Origin of the sequence: Streptacidiphilus jeojiense (assembly GCF_000719095.1) — a bacterium.
Classification (GTDB): Bacteria; Actinomycetota; Actinomycetes; order Streptomycetales; family Streptomycetaceae; genus Streptacidiphilus; species Streptacidiphilus jeojiensis.
In genome coordinates this window covers 1-17,186 of record NZ_JOEH01000049.1, presented here as the reverse complement: position 1 = coordinate 17,186, position 17,186 = coordinate 1, and the positions used below count along the sequence as shown (strand labels likewise).

The 17,186-nt window shown below is 73.4% G+C and carries 19 protein-coding genes; 4 read left to right on the top strand and 15 right to left on the bottom strand.

What is annotated here, in order from left to right:
- Nucleotides 1-43 precede the first annotated feature (43 nt).
- The 3 genes from IF29_RS0139260 to IF29_RS0139250 are packed head-to-tail and all read left to right on the top strand — an operon-like array spanning nucleotide 44 to nucleotide 3,598.
- Nucleotides 44-982, top strand: coding sequence for an SURF1 family cytochrome oxidase biogenesis protein (locus tag IF29_RS0139260; RefSeq protein WP_051726627.1), 939 nt, complete (start codon nucleotides 44-46; stop codon nucleotides 980-982).
- A gap of 48 nt (nucleotides 983-1,030) precedes the next feature.
- On the top strand, nucleotides 1,031-2,833 hold the full coding sequence (locus IF29_RS0139255) for a glycoside hydrolase family 15 protein (protein WP_030266568.1): 1,803 nt from the start codon (nucleotides 1,031-1,033) through the stop codon (nucleotides 2,831-2,833).
- Between the two features lie 3 nt (nucleotides 2,834-2,836).
- Nucleotides 2,837-3,598, top strand: a complete 762-nt coding sequence (locus IF29_RS0139250; RefSeq protein ID WP_030266565.1) for an SDR family oxidoreductase — start codon at nucleotides 2,837-2,839, stop codon at nucleotides 3,596-3,598.
- 129 nt (nucleotides 3,599-3,727) lie between these two features.
- Here IF29_RS0139250 and IF29_RS0139245 read toward each other — a convergent pair whose 3' ends face one another.
- From IF29_RS0139245 to IF29_RS0139200, 10 genes are all read right to left on the bottom strand, one after another.
- A complete protein-coding gene (locus IF29_RS0139245; protein WP_030266563.1) occupies nucleotides 3,728-4,324 on the bottom strand; it encodes a hypothetical protein in 597 nt (198 codons plus the stop codon).
- Nucleotides 4,321-4,950 (bottom strand): DUF6286 domain-containing protein, encoded by a 630-nt coding sequence (locus IF29_RS0139240; protein WP_063757725.1) that lies wholly within the window; start codon nucleotides 4,948-4,950, stop codon nucleotides 4,321-4,323. Before IF29_RS0139240 ends, IF29_RS0139245 begins: the two co-directional genes overlap by 4 nt.
- Complete coding sequence (locus tag IF29_RS0139235; protein ID WP_051726626.1) at nucleotides 4,947-5,321, bottom strand: hypothetical protein; 375 nt, start codon at nucleotides 5,319-5,321, stop codon at nucleotides 4,947-4,949. The genes IF29_RS0139240 and IF29_RS0139235 overlap by 4 nt, the downstream gene beginning before the upstream one ends.
- Nucleotides 5,321-5,512: a hypothetical protein gene (locus IF29_RS0139230; protein ID WP_030266555.1), complete on the bottom strand. Its 192-nt coding sequence runs from the start codon at nucleotides 5,510-5,512 to the stop codon at nucleotides 5,321-5,323. Before IF29_RS0139230 ends, IF29_RS0139235 begins: the two co-directional genes overlap by 1 nt.
- Nucleotides 5,509-5,964 carry an Asp23/Gls24 family envelope stress response protein gene (locus tag IF29_RS0139225; RefSeq protein WP_030266551.1) on the bottom strand — a complete coding sequence of 152 codons (456 nt, stop codon included), beginning with the start codon at nucleotides 5,962-5,964 and terminating at the stop codon, nucleotides 5,509-5,511. Before IF29_RS0139225 ends, IF29_RS0139230 begins: the two co-directional genes overlap by 4 nt.
- A 136-nt stretch (nucleotides 5,965-6,100) precedes the next feature.
- On the bottom strand, nucleotides 6,101-6,904 hold the full coding sequence (locus tag IF29_RS0139220; RefSeq protein ID WP_030266547.1) for an enoyl-CoA hydratase/isomerase family protein: 804 nt from the start codon (nucleotides 6,902-6,904) through the stop codon (nucleotides 6,101-6,103).
- Nucleotides 6,905-7,084: 180 nt separating this feature from the next.
- Nucleotides 7,085-7,318: a helix-turn-helix domain-containing protein gene (locus IF29_RS0139215; RefSeq protein ID WP_030266545.1), complete on the bottom strand. Its 234-nt coding sequence runs from the start codon at nucleotides 7,316-7,318 to the stop codon at nucleotides 7,085-7,087.
- A 345-nt stretch (nucleotides 7,319-7,663) separates the two neighbouring features.
- The gene (locus IF29_RS0139210) at nucleotides 7,664-9,262 is read right to left on the bottom strand and encodes an ABC-F family ATP-binding cassette domain-containing protein (protein ID WP_030266543.1); all 1,599 of its coding nucleotides are present in this window, start codon (nucleotides 9,260-9,262) and stop codon (nucleotides 7,664-7,666) included.
- Nucleotides 9,263-9,340: 78 nt separating this feature from the next.
- Complete coding sequence (locus IF29_RS0139205; RefSeq protein ID WP_030266541.1) at nucleotides 9,341-10,117, bottom strand: hypothetical protein; 777 nt, start codon at nucleotides 10,115-10,117, stop codon at nucleotides 9,341-9,343.
- Between the two features lie 115 nt (nucleotides 10,118-10,232).
- Nucleotides 10,233-10,565, bottom strand: a complete 333-nt coding sequence (locus IF29_RS0139200) for a YnfA family protein (RefSeq protein WP_030266538.1) — start codon at nucleotides 10,563-10,565, stop codon at nucleotides 10,233-10,235.
- Nucleotides 10,566-10,678: 113 nt separating this feature from the next.
- Here IF29_RS0139200 and IF29_RS0139195 point away from each other — a divergent pair, with 113 nt between their 5' ends.
- Nucleotides 10,679-11,692: a glycoside hydrolase family 26 protein gene (locus IF29_RS0139195; protein WP_030266535.1), complete on the top strand. Its 1,014-nt coding sequence runs from the start codon at nucleotides 10,679-10,681 to the stop codon at nucleotides 11,690-11,692.
- Here IF29_RS0139195 and IF29_RS0139190 read toward each other — a convergent pair.
- The 5 genes from IF29_RS0139190 to murJ all read right to left on the bottom strand — a co-directional run.
- Complete coding sequence (locus IF29_RS0139190) at nucleotides 11,679-12,872, bottom strand: GNAT family N-acetyltransferase (RefSeq protein WP_084715510.1); 1,194 nt, start codon at nucleotides 12,870-12,872, stop codon at nucleotides 11,679-11,681. The two genes, IF29_RS0139195 and IF29_RS0139190, sit on opposite strands and share 14 nt — an antisense overlap.
- Nucleotides 12,869-13,654, bottom strand: coding sequence for a Wzz/FepE/Etk N-terminal domain-containing protein (locus IF29_RS0139185; protein ID WP_051726624.1), 786 nt, complete (start codon nucleotides 13,652-13,654; stop codon nucleotides 12,869-12,871). The genes IF29_RS0139190 and IF29_RS0139185 overlap by 4 nt, the downstream gene beginning before the upstream one ends.
- 18 nt (nucleotides 13,655-13,672) lie before the next feature.
- Nucleotides 13,673-14,878: a glycosyltransferase gene (locus IF29_RS0139180; RefSeq protein ID WP_030266524.1), complete on the bottom strand. Its 1,206-nt coding sequence runs from the start codon at nucleotides 14,876-14,878 to the stop codon at nucleotides 13,673-13,675.
- Complete coding sequence (locus IF29_RS42890; RefSeq protein WP_084715509.1) at nucleotides 14,875-15,789, bottom strand: polysaccharide deacetylase family protein; 915 nt, start codon at nucleotides 15,787-15,789, stop codon at nucleotides 14,875-14,877. Before IF29_RS42890 ends, IF29_RS0139180 begins: the two co-directional genes overlap by 4 nt.
- A partial coding sequence (gene murJ, locus IF29_RS0139170) for a murein biosynthesis integral membrane protein MurJ (protein ID WP_037598435.1) occupies nucleotides 15,779-17,186 on the bottom strand: 1,408 nt, incomplete at its 5' end. The genes murJ and IF29_RS42890, both read right to left, overlap by 11 nt.

Here is a 17,186-nt window from a genome sequence, read left to right as displayed (position 1 = left end):
GCCCGCCGTAAGCGGACAGATCGGGCGGGGGTACCTTCAATGGGTGCTGCGCATCCTGCTGACCCGGCGCTGGGTGATCCTGACTCTGGTCTTCTTCGTGCTGATCCCGGTGATGTACCTGCTGGGCATGTGGCAGTTCCACCGCTACCAGCAGACCAACGTCGGCAACCAGCTGATCTCGCAGAACCTGTCGGCGAAGCCGGTCCCGATCGGGTCGCTGAGCCGGCCCGGGGCCACCGTGCCCGGCAGCGAGCGCTACCGCAGCGTCACGGCCACCGGCCACTACGACATCGCGCACCAGTTCGTGGTGCGGCACCGCACCGACGCGGCCGGGGACACCATCGGCTACTACGTGGTCACCCCGCTGATCACCGCCGACGGTGACGCCGTGCTGGTGAACCGGGGCTGGGTGGATCCCGGCAACACAACCGGCGACCAGTACCCCAAGGTGCCCGGGGCGCCGTCCGGCACGGTCACCGTCACCGGGCTGCTGCAGCCGGACGAGACCACGGCCGTCAGCGGCATCCGCGACGTCAAGGGGCTCCCCGACCGGCAGTTCATGCTGATCAACAGCGTCCAGCAGGCCGCGCACCAGCCCGAGCCGGTGGTGGCCGGGTACCTGCAGCTGGAGAGCACCAGCCCGAAGGCCCCGGCCGGCGACTCCGCCGAACTGGTGCCGCTGCCGAACAACAACGACAGCAGCAGCATGGCGGTGGTCGGCAAGGGCGTGCACCTGCCGTACGCGGTCCAGTGGTGGTTGTTCGCGCTGCTGGTCCCGATCGCCTGGGGCTCGCTGCTGCGCCGCGAGGTCAAGGACCGCGAACGCAAGGCCGTGGTCGCCGAGAAGAAGGCCGCCTTCCTGGCCGCGCAGCAGGCCAGAGCCGGACGACCTGCCGGACGACCTGCCGAAGTACCGGCGGAATCGGTGTCGGACACGCCCGAGGAGACGGTTGGCGCCCCCGCCGGGGCGACCGGGGAGTAGCGTCCGGGCCAGGAGCCGCAGGCCTTTCGGAGTGAGGGGGACGCACACATGCCCGGACGTATCGAGGACTACGCGCTGATCGGGGATCTGCAGACAGCGGCCCTGGTCGGCCGGGACGGCTCCATCGACTGGCTGTGCCTGCCCCGGTTCGACTCGCCCACCTGCTTCGCGGGTCTGCTCGGCGACAAGGAGCACGGCAGCTGGCGGTTGGCGCCCGAGGGCGCCACCGAGTGCACCAGCCGCTCCTACGTGGGCGACAGCCTGGTCCTGGAGACCGTCTGGGAGACCGACACCGGCACCGTCAAGGTGATCGACTTCATGCCGCAGCGGGACCGCACCCCGGATGTGATGCGGATCGTGGTGGGCGTCTCGGGGTGCGTGAAGATGCACGCCGAGATGCGGCTGCGGTTCGACTACGGCCGGGTGGTGCCGTGGATGCGGCGCACCGACCACCACCGGGTCGCGGTGGCCGGCCCCGACTCGGTGTGGATGCGCGGGCACTCGGCGATCCGCACCTTCGGCAAGGACTTCACCACCTTCGGCCACTTCGAGGTCAACCCCGGCGACCGGATCCCCATCGTGCTGAGCTGGCTGCCCTCGCACCACTCCAGCCCGCCGCGCCAGGACGCCGAGGCGTCGCTCCAGGAGTCGCTGCTGGGCTGGCAGGAGTGGTCCGCCGTCAGCAAGTACCGCGGACCGTACCGGGATCCGGTGATGCGCTCGCTGATCGTGCTCAAGGCGCTGACCTACGAGCCGACCGGCGGCATCGTCGCCGCCGCCACCGCCTCGCTGCCCGAGGAGATCGGCGGCGAGCGCAACTGGGACTACCGCTTCTGCTGGCTCCGCGACTCCACCATGACCCTGTCCGCCCTGCTGCGCAGCGGCTACGTCGAGGAGGCCTCGGCCTGGCGCGAGTGGCTGCTGCGCGCCATCGCCGGCGACCCGGCCGACCTGCAGACCATGTACGGGGTGGCCGGCGAGCGCAGGCTCACCGAGTTCACCGCCGACTGGTTCCCCGGCTACGAGGGCTCGGCGCCGGTCCGCTTCGGCAACGCCGCCGTGGACCAGCTGCAGCTGGACGTGTACGGGGAGGTGATAGACACCCTGTACCTGGCGCTGACGGCGGGAATACCGATGGAGCGTCATGTCTGGGCGCTCATCAACTCGTTCATGCGTTTCCTGGAGGACCACTGGAGCGACCCCGACGAGGGTCTGTGGGAGGTGCGCGGCGGCCGCCGGCACTTCGTGCACTCCAAGGTGATGTGCTGGGTCGCCTTCGACCGCGCGGTGAAGATGGCCGAGATCACCGGGATGCCCGCGCCGCTGGACCGCTGGCGCGAGGTCCGCGACGAGATCCACCAGGACGTCTGCGCCAAGGGCTTCGACGCGGAGCTCGGCAGCTTCACCCAGTACTACGGCGGCAAGGAGCTGGACGCCTCGACCCTCTTCGTGGTCAAGACCGGCTTCCTGCCCGCCGACGACCCCCGGGTGGTCGGCACCGTCGACGCCGTCCAGAAGGGCCTGGACCACGACGGCTTCGTGCTGCGCTACTCCACCGGGGAGCCCGAGGACTCCCAGGTGGACGGTCTGCAGGGAACCGAGGGCGCGTTCCTGGCCTGCTCGTTCTGGCTGGCGGACGCGCTGATCGCGATCGGTCGGGTGGAGGAGGGACGGCAGCTGTTCGAACGGGTCGCCGCCATCTCCAACGACCTGGGGCTGATCTCCGAGGAGTGGGATCCGAAGGCCGAACGGCAGCTCGGCAACACCCCGCAGGCCTTCACCCATGTCGCCCTGGTCAACACCGCCTTCGCGCTGGAAGAGCCGAAGAAAGCACGACAGGAGGAACTCTGATCCATGGACCTCGGACTTGAGGGACGCGTCTACGCCGTCACGGCCGCCAGTCGCGGCCTCGGCTTCGCCAGCGCGGAGGCACTGGTCGCCGACGGAGCCAGGGTGGTGGTCACCGGACGCGGCCAGGCCTCGGTGGACGAGGCCGTCAAGCGGCTGAGCGGCCCCGCCTCGGCGGTCGGCGTGGTCGCCGACAACGCCGCACCGGACACCGCGGAGCGACTGATCGCCGCGGCGGAGCAGCACTTCGGCCGGATCGACGGGGTGCTGATCAGCGCGGGCGGCCCGCCGGCCGGATCGATGCTCTCCGCGACGGACGAGGAGTGGGTCGGCGCGTTCGAGTCGGTCTTCCTGGGGGCGGTGCGGATCGCGCGGCGCTTCGCGGCGGAACTCGGCGAGGGCGGCGCGATCGGGTTCGTGCTGTCCGGCTCGGTCCGGGAGCCGATCGGCGGGCTGGCGATCTCCAACGGCCTGCGGCCGGGGCTGGCGATGGCGGCGAAGACCCTGGCGGAGGAGCTGGGGCCGCGGGGCATCCGGGTGTTCGGGCTGCTGCCGGCCCGGATCGACACCGAAAGGGTCCAGCATCTCGACTCCCTCGGCGGCGACCCGGAAGGCGCCCGGGCCCGTGCCTCGGCGGGGATTCCGCTGCGGCGCTACGGGAGGCCGGAGGAGTTCGGGAAGGTGGCGGCGTTTTATCTTTCCCCGGCGGCGTCGTATTTGACCGGAGTCATGGTGCCGGTTGACGGCGGTGTGCTGAAGGGGATTTGAGCGAGGGCGGATTGCGGGTGCGGGTGGTGCATGGTTTCTGTTCGCGCATGCAGTTCAACAAGCACAGCCCCGCGCCCCTAAGGGATTAGGGGCGCGGGGAACTGCGCGAACAGAAACCCCCACAAACGGTCACTGGACCCTCGGAACCGAACCGGATTCCACCCGCACCCGCGCCTCCGCCGGCAGCGACACCCCCGTGGTGCGCCGTGCGTCACCGAGCGGTCCCGCCGCGAGCTCGTGCAGGACGGGCCCCGGCGCCGCCCCCGGGGCCAGGGTGAGGGTGATGCGGGCGCGGGGACGGCGCGCGCGGCCGAGGATGCGCACCCGGGCCCGGGACACCCCGGGGATCTGTTCGGCCCCGTCGGCGACGGCCTGCGCCAGCGCCCCGCCCCGCAGCCGGACCGGGACGTCCGCCGCCGCCGGCACGGCCACCCGGTCCGCCGTCCCGGTGCGGAGTTGGGCCAGCAGCCACCACAGCGACAGCAGCGCGACCACCCCCAGCGCGGCGAAGACGCTCGGCCACCACCAGCCGTCGCCGCGCCAGCGCACCCGGTCGGCCGGGTCCAGCACCGCGTGGTGCGGGTCGGTGACGGTCCAGTCGGACGGCAGGCCCAGGTGCCAGCGGTGGTTCAGGTCGAGTCCGCCGGCCAGCAGCAGCAGTCCCCCGGCGAGCAGCACCAGGCCGACCAGGGCCAGCAGGGTGCGGTTGACCGCGGTCCGGCTCATGACCTCCTCCTGCCCTTGCTCTGCGTCCTGACCTTGACGTTCACCATCGGCGGCCGGACCAGGCCGAGCCGGCCGCGCTCCACCGACAGGTGCTCGGCCAGGGCCGTCTTCACCTCGCCGGGGTCCCCGAAGCCGACCACCGCGCGGACCCGGGCCCGGCGCCGCCCGACCTTCACTCCGGCCTCCCGCACCCCCGGCGTCTCCAGGGCGGCGCGGCGCAGCATCGCTGCCGCCGCGCGGCGGTCCAGGGCGGCCCGCAGGCCGCCGGTGTCCTCGGTGGCCAGCGGCAGCAGCCGGCGCAGTCCCGGGGTGGCGGCGAGCAGCAGCAGCCACAGGCCCAGCGCGCAGACCACGGCCGAGCCGGCGATCACCCAGGCGTCGTCGAGGTGACGGTCCGCCAGTTGGTCGCTGATCCAGGTGCGCCAGGCATGGGCCCGGTTGCCGCTGCGGATGTAGATCTCCTCGTACAGCAGCGCGCCGGCCGCGGCGACGGCCACCAGCGCGGCGAGGGCGGCGGCGTTGCGGCGGGCCGACCAGAACCGCCGTGCCCGCACCGCGTCCGGTCGGTCCGGCGCATCTGCGGCAGCCGGGGCGGGCGCCGTTCCGGCCGGCGAGGCGACGCTCATCGCAGCCTTCCGCTCGGGGCCGCCGGGACCAGGCGTTCCACCACCAGGGCGACCCTGGGGTCCTCGGAGCCCGCGAGCTGCACCACCCGCTCGGTGACCCGGTGGTGGACCGCGCGGGTGACGGCGGCGAGGTCGAGGGGGTAGGGCAGGTCGAGGCCCACCCTGATGCTGACCCCGTGCCGCCCCTGCGAGGCCTTGGCCCGGGGGGAGTCGATCCGGTCGGGGTCGGCCCCGTCATCGGGCAACTGGTCCGCGAGGGCCTCGGCGGCCGCGCGGGCGGCGATCCGCTCCAGCACCCGGTCGGCGAGGCGGATGCTGCCGCGCTCGCCGGGGGCGGGCAGGCCCGGGGCGGGGACGGCGCCGTAGGCCATCAGCTCTTCCGGTCCCTCGGCTTGGTGCTGCGGATCAGGTCGCCGAACTCCAGGTCGCCCTCCAGCAGCCGGCCGGCCACGAAGCCGACCGCGCCCAGCGCCGCGACCAGCAGGAACGCGGCGAAGCCGCCGAAGTAGCCGGCGAAGCCAAGGGCCATGCCCACGGCCAGGCCGATCAGTGCCATGCTCACTGGACCCTGCTCTCGGTGGTTTCGTCGTCGTCCTGCTCGTCCGGCAGGTGCACGTCGTTGACGGCGATGTTGACCTCGACGACCTGGAGACCGGTGATCCGCTCCACGGAGCTGATCACGTTCTTCCGCACCACCGCCGCCAACTCCGCGATGGGGACGCCGTACTCGACCACCAGGTCGATGTCGAGGGCCGCCTGCCGCTCGCCGACCTCGGCCTTGACGCCCTTTCCGACATTGGGCCGGTTGCCCGGGACCCGGTCGCGGACGGCACCGAAGCCGCGGGATCCGCTGCCCAGGGCGTGGATGCCCTGGACGTCCCTGGCGGCCATGCCGGCGACCTTCTCCACCACGCCGACGGCGATGGTGGTGCGGCCGCGCTCACCGCTGGGGGCCAGTTGTACCGTCTCGCGCTGGCCGGGCTTGGGGGCGCTGGGCTTGGTCACATCAGTCATGGTGTGGGCTCCCTGTCGGGGTGCCCGGTTCAGCAGGACGTTTCTGCATATACCGGGCATATCATCTCGACCCTAGGGGAGCCCCACGACACGCACACCGCAGTGGAGTCGAACGGGTGAGCCTGCCGCCCGGCGGCTACTCGCCGAGTCCGGCCAGGTCGCGCAGCCGGCGCAGCTGGGCGGCGCGCTCGGCCGCGCGCTGCTCGTCGTAGTCGCGGCCGCCGGCCCCCTGCAGCAGCGCCTTGGTCTCCACCAGGGCGTCCCGGGGCGCCGCGAGCAGCGCCCCGGCCAGGTCCGCCGCGGCGGCATGGAGTTCGTCGGCGGGCAGTGCGGCGTTGGCCAGGCCGATGCGCACCGCCTCGTCCGCGCCGACCCAGCGGCCGGTGCCGCAGATCTCCAGCGCACGGGCCGGGCCGACCAGGTCCACCAGCGGCTTGGTCCCGGCCAGGTCCGGCACCAGGCCGAGGGCGGTCTCGCGCATGGCGAACTGGACGTCCCGGGAGACCAGTCGGAGGTCGCAGGCCAGGGCCAACTGGAAGCCGGCGCCCACCGCGTGGCCCTGGACCGCGGCGATGCTGACCAGGTCGGGGCGGCGCCACCAGGTGAACGCCTGCTGGTAGCCGGCGATGACCTGGTCGCCCTCCTCCCCCTTGGCCAGGTCCAGCAGGCCGCGTTCGCCGGGGATCCCCTCGGGGGTGAAGGCGGCCCGGTCGAGACCGGCCGAGAAGGACTTGCCCTCGGCCAGCAGCAGCACCGCGCGCACCGTCCCGGGCAGGCTGCGGCCGACGGCCGCGAGCGAGCGCCAGAGCGCGGGCGACTGGGCGTTGCGCCGTTCGGGTCGGCACAGCGTGACCGTCGCGACGGCGCCGTCCTCGGCGAGCTCCAGGCGCAGGCCCGCCTCCCCCCACTCCGAGGGGTCGGCGCCGGGGCCGGAGTTCATGGTGGGCGCGGAATGGGACACGAGGACCTCCAGCAGCAGTGGCGAAGTCAAGCTACTGAAGGGTAACCACTACGGACGCGACGATCGGCGACCGGGTGGGAGACCTGTGCTGCGGGACTCCCCCAGCCGCCGAAGCGTCAGGGATCTGACGTGCTGATGGGTCGTACTGATGGATACGGTTCAGGACGTGGCCGCGGCGGTCGCCTTGGCCTTACCGCGCGTGGCGCCACCGCGACCGCGGAGGGAAACTCCGGACTCGCTGAGCATGCGGTGGACGAATCCGTAGGACCGGCCCGTCTCCTCCGCCAACGCCCGGATACTCGCACCGGAGTCGTACTTCTTCTTCAGCTCGGTCGCGAGCTTCTCCCGTGCGGGGCCCGTTACCCGGCTGCCCTTTTTCAGAGTCTCGGCCACCCGTGCCTCCTCGTAGCAAGTGCTCTGTCGGAATCCCATGATCACCCATGGGTGGCCTCCTGGCCACCCATTCCGCAAGGTCGGCAACGGAAATCCCGGCGGGTAGTGGCGTACCGCGCAGCTGACCAGCGTGCGGTTTGCTGTCGCACGCCCGGGGATGTCGCCGTGACATGGCGTGAAAATGCTGATCAGCAGCGGTGAATGGGCAATGCACGGGATTCCCGAATGAGGAGAATCGGTGTCAGTTCACTCGTACAGGTGGTGGCCTCGGCGATATGAACTCTTCTGGTCCAGATGCATGATCCAGCGACTACACCGCCCGGTCAGACGGGGGTCCGCCGGGGCTCAGGCGAGGGAGACCAGATCGGCGTAGCCCTCGTTCCACAGGTCCTCGATGCCGTCCGGCAGCAGGATGATCCGCTCCGGCTCCAGCGCCTGGACCGCGCCCTCGTCGTGGGTGACCAGAACGACGGCACCGGTGAAGGAACGCAGCGCGCCCAGGATCTCTTCCCGGCTGGCCGGGTCGAGGTTGTTGGTGGGCTCGTCGAGGAGCAGCACGTTGGCGCTGGAGACCACCAGGGTGGCCAGGGCCAGCCGGGTCTTCTCGCCACCGGAGAGCACCCCGGCGGGCTTGTCCACGTCGTCGCCGGAGAACAGGAACGAGCCGAGGATCTTGCGCACCTCCACCAGGTCCATGTCCGGGGCGGCCGAGCGCATGTTCTCCAGGATGGTGCGGTCGTTGTCCAGGGTCTCGTGCTCCTGGGCGTAGTAGCCGATCTTCAGCCCGTGGCCGGGGATGAGCGCTCCGGTGTCGGGCTCCTCCACCCCGGCGAGCATCCGCAGCAGCGTGGTCTTGCCGGCGCCGTTCAGGCCCAGCACGACCACCTTGGAGCCCTTGTCGATGGCCAGGTCGACGTCGGTGAAGATCTCCAGCGAGCCGTAGGACTTGGACAGCCCCTCGGCCATCAGCGGGGTCTTGCCGCAGGGGGCCGGGTCGGGGAAGCGCAGCTTGGCGACCTTGTCGCTGACCCGGACCGCCTCCAGGCCGGACAGCAGCTTCTCGGCGCGGCGGGCCATGTTCTGCGCGGCCACCGTCTTGGTGGCCTTGGCGCGCATCTTGTCGGCCTGCGAGTTCAGCTGCGAGGCCTTCTTCTCGGCGTTGGCCCGCTCGCGCTTGCGGCGCTTCTCGTCGGCCTCGCGCTGCTGCTGGTAGAGCTTCCAGCCCATGTTGTAGACGTCGATGCAGGTGCGGTTGGCGTCCAGGTAGAAGACCTTGTTGACGACCGTCTCCACCAGGTTGATGTCGTGGGAGATGACGATGAAGCCGCCGCGGTAGGTCTTCAGGTAGTCGCGCAGCCAGATGATGGAGTCGGCGTCCAGGTGGTTGGTGGGCTCGTCCAGCAGCAGGGTGTCGGAGTCCGAGAACAGGATCCGGGCCAGCTCGACCCGGCGGCGCTGGCCGCCGGAGAGGGTGTGCAGCGGCTGGGCCAGGATGCGGTCCGGCAGCCCGAGGCTGGCGGCGATGGTGGCCGCCTCGGCCTCGGCGGCGTAGCCGCCCCTGGTGACGAACTCGGTCTCCAGGCGCGAGTACTTCTTCATCGCGTCGTCACGGGTCGCGCCCTTGCCGTTGGCCATCTTGTCCTCGGCGATGCGCATCTTGCGCAGCACCTCGTCCAGGCCGCGGGCGCCCAGGATGCGGTTGCTGGCCAGGACGTCCAGGTCGCCGGTGCGGGGGTCCTGCGGCAGGTAGCCGACCTCGCCGCTGCGGGTGACCGACCCGGCGGCCGGGGCGCCCTCACCGGCCAGCACCTTGGTCAGCGTGGTCTTGCCGGCCCCGTTGCGGCCGACCAGGCCGATCCGGTCGCCCGGGGCGACCCGGAAGCTGGCGGACTCCAGCAGGATGCGGGCACCCGCACGCAGTTCGATGGCGTTGGCGGCAATCATGGCGAAGTAACTCCCGGGACGGCGAGGCGCTGGCGCGGGCCGTCGAGCGGGGCCCTGCTTGAGGCGGAGGCTTCCAGTCTAACGGGGGCCGGGCAGCTGCCTGATCGGCAAGGTGAGCGCGGGCTTGCCGGTGAGGCGCTGGAGCACCTGGGTGCTGAGCCAGGGGACGTCGCGGACGCCCACCGTGGTGGTGCCGGTGGCGACCGGCCGGGCCAGCGGGCTGGACGGGAGCTGCCAGACCCGGCCGCTGCCGTCGAAGGCCTCGACGGTGCTGCCGTGGTCGCAGGGCCGGGCCAGCACCAGCAGGTCGTCCAGGGCCAGCGCCTGGGCCGGCGCGTAGGAGCAGCCGACCTGGGGCAGGGTGTCGCTGCGGATGGAGCCGTCGGCGGTGTTGTACTCCATCACCACCTGCGGGGTGGGCACCAGGAAGACCTTGCCGCGGTCCAGCGAGGCGACCAGCACGCCCACGTCGGCGGGGTGCTGGCGGAGCCGGTCGGCCAGGCCGGGGACGAAGCGGTGCCAGGCCACCGCGGCCGGATCGGTGCGGACGCCGGTGAGCATCCCGTCGTTCCAGACCGCCACGGTGATGCCGGCGAGCGGCACCACGCTCACCGGCTCGGCGCCGGGCCGCTTGTAGGACCACAGGGTGTGACCGCTGTCGCTGCCCCTGGTCGCGTACAGCTGCACCGAGCCGTCGGCGCCGATCCGCAGCACGCCGCCGTCCTCCTTGGAGACCGTGTCGTTGCTGTGGACCACCACCGAGTCGCCGAACGGGGCCGGCCGGTGGTCGCGCGCAGCGGCGCCCACGCCGATGGCGGCGAGGATCACGATGAGGGCTGCGAGCGCGGTACGCATGTTCACTACCGTAGGTCGACGGGGCGGGGAAGGGGTGCAGGGTCGGAAAAATGGCGGTCCCAGGAGCGTAACGTTTCTCCATTTGGACACCGGTCGGGGCCCTCGGCGGCCCGCCTCAGGCGCGCGGCTGGTAGACGATCAGCGCCGCTCCCAGCAGGCAGACCGCGGCGCCGGTCACATCCCATCCGGTGGGGCGGAAGCCGTCCACCGCAACGCCCCAGGCCAGCGAACCGGCGACGAACACCCCGCCGTAGGCGGCCAGCACCCGGCCGAAGGACGCGTCCGGCTGCAGCGCCGCCACGAAACCGTAGGCGCCGAGCGCCAGCACGCCGCAGACCGCGTACGGCCAGCCCCGGTGCTCCTTCACCGACTGCCAGACCAGCCAGCAGCCGCCGATCTCGGCGAAGGCCGCCAGTACGAACAGCAGGATCGAACGCGTGACGGTCATTCCCGCACGATATGACGGATCACCGGTGAATCAGCCGCAGCCCCAGGTGTGTCCCGTCACGCTGGACGGTGCCGGGACCTAGCGTGGGCCGGAACCGGTCGAGGGAGGATGTCATGCTGCGCCGCCGTGCGGTGACGCTGCTGGTCACGGCGGTGCTGGTGGTCGCCGCCGGGATGGGGCTGCTGTGGTGGTCCGGGGGCGGCGGCAGCGGCCGGGGGCCGGTCGCGGACCCGACCGCGGTGCCCCCGCACCAGGTGCCGTTCGGCGCCTTCCTGGGGTCGACCGAGTCGGACGACGCGATGGGGCAGCTCTCCGCCTGGCTGGGCGGCGCGCCGATCCGGGTCGGGCACACCTACCTCCCCGGCGGCTCCTGGTCGGACATCGAGGGCAGCGCCACCCTGCTCGGCCCGTGGGCGGCCTGGCGGGACGCCGAGCCGGACCGGCTGCTGGTGCTGGGGGTGCCGATGCTCCCCGACAACGAGGGGCAGGTCCCCGACGACCAGGTCCGGCAGCTGCTGGAACAGGGCGCCGCCGGACGCAACGACGCGCACTTCACCGCGCTGGCCCGGACCCTGGTCGCACTGGGCGCCCCCGACACCGTGCTCACCCTGGGCTGGGAGATGAACGGCACCACCTACACCAGCCGCTGCGGTCCCGACCCCGCCGCCTGGAAGCAGTACTGGCGCCGGATCGTCACCGCCATGCGCGCGGTGCCCGGACAGCGCTTCCGCTTCGAGTTCGCCCCGACCAGGGGCGCCGACGCGCACCCCTGGCCGGACTGCTACCCCGGGGACGACGTCACCGACGTCATCGGCATGGACAGCTACGACATGGCCGGCTCCGATCCGGACCGGACCGCACCGTTCTCCAGTTATGTGGCCGAGCCGTACGGCCTGCTGGCCCAGGTCCGCTTCGCCGCGGCGCACCGCAAGCCGGTGTCCTACCCGGAGTGGGGGATGTACGACCGGGGCGACGACCCCGCGTACGTCAGGGGGATGCTGGACTGGGCCGCCACCCACGACACCCTCTACCAGACCATCACCGACTACTGCCCGCACGGGGTCTGGCGCTGCACCGGCAATCCCCGTTCCGGCCAGGTGTTCCGGCAGGCGCTCAGCGCGCGGTGAGCTCCCTGAGCCTGGTGCGGAGCGGGGCCAGCCAGGGGGCGCGGGTGCGCAGCGAGCGGACCGCGCCGGCGCGCAGGCCGATCGCCGCCGCGTACAGGGCCACCGCCGGCCCCCCGCCCAGCAGCAGCCGCTCGTTGCGGGCCTGCTCGGGACGCCAGCGCTGCTTGTAGGGCTCGTCGCCGCGCAGCAGGCTCAGCTCGCCGCGACCGGTGGCGGCGGCGTGCGCCAGGCTCTCGCGGAACAGTATTCCGGCGACGTCCACCCGTTCCCGCAGGTCGGGGTGGACGCCGTAGACGTAGATCGCGGACAGCCCGCGCACCTGCAGGGTCAGGTCGCAGGCCACCAGCTCGCCGTCCAGGCGGTACTGGCGGACGGCGGCGCGGCCGGCCGCGGCCATCCGCTCGGCGGAGCGGGACAGGTGCTCGGCGAAGCGCGGGCGCAGGTGCTCGGGGGTGACGCCCCGGCCGCGCCACTGCAGTTCGTGCAGGGCCAGCAGCTCGCCGAGGGCCCGGGGCACGTCCTCGACCGGCACCAGCCTGGTCTCGATCCCGGCGGCCTCCAGCTTGCGCAGCTTGACCCGGCTGCGCTGCGCGGTCCGTCCCGGCAGCCGGGACAGCAGTTCCTCCACCGGCACACCGGGCAGGTGCTGGCACAGCGAGTCCGGCAGCCGCCGGGCCGCTCCCGGCCAGTGCTCGGCGATCCGGTGCGCGGCCGAACCCTGGCGCAGCTCGCGCAGGTCCAGCGCGGCCCAGGGCCGGCGCAGGCCGAGCTGCACGGCCATCGCCCTGGCCAGCACCGCCGCGGTCTGCTCGGCGTGGGCGTCGTCCAGCAGCACGTCCAGGAAGTCGGTCAGCCCCTGGCCGACCCCGGACAGCAGCGGCAGCCCGCGCCGACGGAGCATCAGCGGGGCCGCGCCCACCAGCACGCCGTCCCGACGGACCGTCACCACCCGCAGCCGTCCCGGCCTGCCGTAGCTGCGCCACCAGGAGGAGAGCCAGGCGTGGCTCTGGAACGGGGTGGCGGCGGCGCACCGGTCCACCAGCGCGTCCCAGTCGTCGGCCAGGGCGTCGAAGGCGGTGGCGTCCCGGACCGTGCGCACCTCGGTCACCGGGGCCGCAGCCTTCGCGGGCGCCGGTGCGGCGCCCGCGGGGACCGCAGCGGTGAGCTGAGGTGCCGTCATCGACGGGCCCTGGCCGCGGACTGCCGGGCACGGTCGGCATCCGCCTCGGAGCTCGCGGCCGCGGCCGCGCCCTGGGCGGGAGCGGGGGCGGACGCCGGGGCGGGGGTCCGGTCCGGCGTCCCGGCGGGGGCCGGGTCGGCCGGGAGCCCGTCCGCCGGGGCGTCCTCCGCGCTGCTGTCCGAGCGGGGCTGCGGCAGCGCGGAGGGCGCCGCGCCGGCGCCGGCCCGGGACTGCCGGGCCATCATGGCCAGCCCCCCGATCAGCAGGCCGGCCGCGCCGCCCACCGCGACGTCCAGGGTGCGTGAGGGCGAGCTCGGGGCGTCCGGCCTGGCCGCGGCGGCGAAGGTGATCAGCTGGACCCTGGTCTGCTTGGTGACCGCGTTGCCGAAGGTCACCAGCGAACGCGCCACCGCGTTGGCCTCCTGGGCGGCCCGGGCGGCGGTGGGCGCACTACCGGTGATCTGCACCATCGGCGCGTCCGGCGAGGTGGTCGCCTGGATCAGCGGGGCCAGCTTCGCCAGCGGGACGCCGGTGCTCACCGAGGCCTCCAGCAGGATCTCCGGCTGGGTGATCACCCGGCCGTAGGCCTGGGCGAAGTTGACGGCGGTGGCGCTGTCGCCGGTCGCCTGCGGCACCACCATCACATAGGCGTTGGCCTGGTACTGGACCGGTGCGGCCAGCGCGTAGGCGCCACCGCAGGCGGCGCCGAGCGGGACGGCGGCGAGAACGGGCCAGCAGCGGCGCAGGATGCTGCGCACGGCGTTGCGGCTACTGTCGGACATGGCTGCGGGCTCCTTGGGTTATCGAGAGGTTTTCGCCGGGGCAGCGGGCGCATGCGGTTGCGGTTGCGGTTGCACCGGAACGGTGCGGGTGACAGGGGCAGTGGGGCCGGCCGGTACCGGGCCGAGCCGGTCGTAGACCTCGGCGACCAGGGGGGCCAGCCGGGCGATGTCGTAGTGCCGTACCGCCGCCGGCTGCGGCAGCGGCGTCCGGCACTGGCGCAGTCCGGCCAGCTCGGCGGCGTAGGCGGCCGGGTCGGAGCGGACCCGGACCGCGCCGGGGGCCGCCTCCGGCGGCAGCTCGGAGAGCGCGGGTCCGGAGGACCAGCGCACCGGCAGGCCCGCGGCCAGCGCCTCGATCAGCGCCATGCCGAAGGTCTCGGTCCGGGACGGCGCCGCCAGCACGTCCATCGCCGTGAGCAGGTCGGGGACGTCGTCGCGCTCCCCCGCGAACACCACCCGGTCGGCCACGCCGGCCGCGCGGGCGCGCCGCTCCAGGGCCGGGCGCTCCTCGCCGTCGCCGACCAGCAGCAGCCGGGCCGCGCCGGCCCCGGCGGGCATCAGCGCCAGGGCGTCCACCAGGACGTCGAACCGCTTGCCGGGGACCAGCCGGCCGAGGCCGCCGACCACCAGCGCGTCCTGCGGCAGGCCCAGCTCGGCGCGGAGGAACTGGCGGGTGGCGGCCCGGGTCGGCGCGGGCTGCGCGTAGCGGGCCACGTCCACGCCGTTGGGGATGGTCACCACCCGGTGCGCGGGGACCCTCCAGCCGGCCAGGTGCTCGGCGACCGGGTCGGACACCGCCACGGTGCGCTGCCCGAGCCGCTCCGCGGCCAGGTAGAGGGCCCGCACGCCGGGGGTGATCCGGCGCCCCTCGATGATCCCGGGCAGCAGCGAGTGCTCGGTGGCGACCACGGCGCCGACCCCGGCCAGCCGGGCGGCCAGCCGCCCGTAGACCAGGGACCGGTAGAGGTGGCAGTGCACCAGGTCGTAGCGGCCGTGCCGGATCAGCCCGGTCAGCCGGGGCAGCGCGGCCAGGTCGCGGTTGCCCCGCATGCCCAGCTCGAACACCCGGACGCCGTCCTCGCGCAGGCCCTGGGCCACCGTGCCCGGGTTCTCCAGGGTCACCACGTCGCAGTGGTGACGGTCCGGCAGATGCCGGAGCAGCAGCCGGAGCTGCTGCTCCGCACCGCCGGCGGCGAGACCGGTGATCACCTGTAGCACTCTCATCGGGCGTCCTCTCCGTCGACCCGGACTCGCAGGCCGCGCAGCCGGTGCCGGGCGCGCTTGGCGCGCAGTCGCAGTCCGTTGTCGCGTTCGCCGACGTAGGAGCGCGGCAGCGCCCAGCGGCCGGTCAGCGGGCCGTGCGCGATCGCGGCCCCGTAGTGGTAGCCACTGTCGCGGACCGCGGCGGCCGCGGCGGCGTCGACCGCGCCGTAGGGGTAGCAGAATCCTCCGACCGGCTCACCGAGGAGGTCCCGCAGCAGCTCACGGCTGTGCCCGGTCTCCTCGGCCAGGGTCGCGGCCGCGATCCCCGGCAGCGAGCGGTGGTACATGCCGTGCGAGCCGATCTCGACCCCGCAGTCGTGCAGCCGGAAGATCTGATCAGCCGTCAGCAGCGGCTTGCGCGGCCCCTCGTCCCAGACGTTGTGGCCGCCGAGGCGGCCGACCACGACGAAGGCGGTGGCGCTGAAGCCGTACCGCTGCAGCACCGGCAGCACGCCGCGGGTCAGGTCGGCGTAGCCGTCGTCGAAGGTCAGCCCGACCAGGTCGGCCGCCCGGCCGGCCGCGTGCGCGCGCAGCAGCTCGCCCAGGCCGACGCCGCGCAGGCCGCAGGAGTGCAGCCAGGCCATCTGCCGGGCGAAGCGCCCGGGGGTGACGGTGACCTGGTGCGGGTCCTCGGTGTAGTGGTCCACCGAGTGGTACATCAGCGTCCAGGGCGAGTCGGCGGGCCGGACCGCGGGGCCGGTGAACAGCTCGTCGGCCCCGGGGGCGCCGCGCGGGGGCCCGGGGTGGACCGGGTCCGTGCGCACCGGGGCCGGGGCGGCCGGGTCGGTCCCTATCGGGCCGGGGGAGCACGGCGGCTCGGCGGCCGGGTCCGTGAGGACCCTCCGTTCCCGGTGCAGCGGCTCAGCCGCCATGGCGTCCCTCCCCTTCGTCCTTACGGCCACGGGTCCACAGCCGGGCCGAGAGTGCTGCGAGCGGTCCGCTCACCACCGGCGCCCTGAGCGCGGCGGCGGCGAGTACAAAGGCGGCGACGCCGACCACGGCGCCCAGGAGCACCGAGGGCAGCGCCTGGGCGCCGATCGGCCGGGCGGCCAGGTAGGCGGCCAGGGCGGCGAACCCGGCGGCGGCCAGCAGCCGGGCCTGGTCCAGCAGGACCGTGCGCAGCCGCAGGGCCACCCCGCGGGTCCTGATCCCGACCAGCAGCAGAGCCGCGGTCAGGGTGATGCCGGTGGCGTTGGCGGCGGCCAGCCCGATCGCTCCGTGCCGGCCCACGGCCGCCAGTCCGATCCCGGTGGTGACCAGCAGTCCGAGCGCCATCGCGGCCAGCGGGAACCAGTCGCTCCTGGTTCCCGACCTGGCCGGGGCACTGCCGAAGGCCACCACCGGGCGGGTCGAGAAGAACGGCCGGACCAGTGCGCCGACCATGGCCTGGCCGAGCAGGCCCAGGCTGTAGACCCGCATCACCGCGGCGGTGGCGGCGGTGTCCTGGGCGGTGAACGCCCCGCGCTGGAACAGCAGCGCGACGATCTGCGGTGCGCAGGCCATCAGCACCGCGGTACCGGCCAGGACCAGCGCACCGATCAGTCCGAGGTCCTTCTGGACCCGGTCCCTGGCCGCCTCCAGGTCGCCCTCGGCCAGCGCCCTGGCCACCACCGGGAAGGTCACCGTGCACACCAGCACGCCGAGGGTCATCGCCATCTGGGCGACCTTCTCGGCGTAGTTGAGGTGCGAGATGGTGCCCGGGGCCAGCGAGGAGGCGAGGTAGCGCTCGACGAAGACCTGGGACTGGCGGGTGAGGGTGAACAGGGCGATGGGGAGCAGCGCGAGCGGGCTCAGCACCAGGGCCGGGGCGGTGGCGGCTGTCGCCGCGGTGGCCGTCGCGGTCGCGGCCTGGCGCCGACGGAGCGTCAGGCGGGTGCAGTGGCGGGTGAAGGGCGGTAGCAGGACCGCCGTCATCAGGACGCTGCCCAGGGCGACGCCGGCCGCGGCGGCACGGACTCCTAGGGAGCCGTGCAGCAGGATCATCACCAGCAGGATGCCGGTGTTGTAGGCGATGTAGACGGCGCCGGGGGCGGTGAAGCGGCGGTGTGCGCGCAGGCCGGCGCTGAGGTAGCCGGTGAGGCCGAACGGGAGGATGGTGAGGGCGGTCAGGCGGGTGCAGACCACGGCGAGCCCGGGGTCCGGGAGGCCTGGGGCGAGGAGGTGCACCAGGGCGGGAGCGCCCAGCAGCGTTGCTGCTGAGACGGCCGCGAGGAGGAGGGCGAGGGCGGGGAGGGTGGCGGCTACCAGGTCTGAGACGGCGGGGGTGGGG

What these genes read in the sequence shown, in the direction of transcription:
- IF29_RS0139235 (WP_051726626.1), bottom strand. Translation starts at nt 5,321, where the DNA reads ATGGCCTACGGCGCCGTCCCCGCCCCGGGCCTGCCCGCCCCCGGCGAG.
- IF29_RS0139240 (WP_063757725.1), bottom strand. Translation starts at nt 4,950, where the DNA reads ATGAGCGTCGCCTCGCCGGCCGGAACGGCGCCCGCCCCGGCTGCCGCA.
- IF29_RS0139220 (WP_030266547.1), bottom strand. Translation starts at nt 6,904, where the DNA reads ATGAACTCCGGCCCCGGCGCCGACCCCTCGGAGTGGGGGGAGGCGGGC.
- IF29_RS0139200 (WP_030266538.1), bottom strand. Translation starts at nt 10,565, where the DNA reads ATGACCGTCACGCGTTCGATCCTGCTGTTCGTACTGGCGGCCTTCGCC.
- IF29_RS0139250 (WP_030266565.1), top strand. Translation starts at nt 2,837, where the DNA reads ATGGACCTCGGACTTGAGGGACGCGTCTACGCCGTCACGGCCGCCAGT.
- IF29_RS0139245 (WP_030266563.1), bottom strand. Translation starts at nt 4,324, where the DNA reads ATGAGCCGGACCGCGGTCAACCGCACCCTGCTGGCCCTGGTCGGCCTG.
- IF29_RS0139180 (WP_030266524.1), bottom strand. Translation starts at nt 14,878, where the DNA reads ATGAGAGTGCTACAGGTGATCACCGGTCTCGCCGCCGGCGGTGCGGAG.
- IF29_RS0139225 (WP_030266551.1), bottom strand. Translation starts at nt 5,964, where the DNA reads ATGACTGATGTGACCAAGCCCAGCGCCCCCAAGCCCGGCCAGCGCGAG.
- IF29_RS42890 (WP_084715509.1), bottom strand. Translation starts at nt 15,789, where the DNA reads ATGGCGGCTGAGCCGCTGCACCGGGAACGGAGGGTCCTCACGGACCCG.
- IF29_RS0139255 (WP_030266568.1), top strand. Translation starts at nt 1,031, where the DNA reads ATGCCCGGACGTATCGAGGACTACGCGCTGATCGGGGATCTGCAGACA.
- IF29_RS0139195 (WP_030266535.1), top strand. Translation starts at nt 10,679, where the DNA reads ATGCTGCGCCGCCGTGCGGTGACGCTGCTGGTCACGGCGGTGCTGGTG.
- IF29_RS0139210 (WP_030266543.1), bottom strand. Translation starts at nt 9,262, where the DNA reads ATGATTGCCGCCAACGCCATCGAACTGCGTGCGGGTGCCCGCATCCTG.
- IF29_RS0139205 (WP_030266541.1), bottom strand. Translation starts at nt 10,117, where the DNA reads ATGCGTACCGCGCTCGCAGCCCTCATCGTGATCCTCGCCGCCATCGGC.
- IF29_RS0139185 (WP_051726624.1), bottom strand. Translation starts at nt 13,654, where the DNA reads ATGTCCGACAGTAGCCGCAACGCCGTGCGCAGCATCCTGCGCCGCTGC.
- IF29_RS0139190 (WP_084715510.1), bottom strand. Translation starts at nt 12,872, where the DNA reads ATGACGGCACCTCAGCTCACCGCTGCGGTCCCCGCGGGCGCCGCACCG.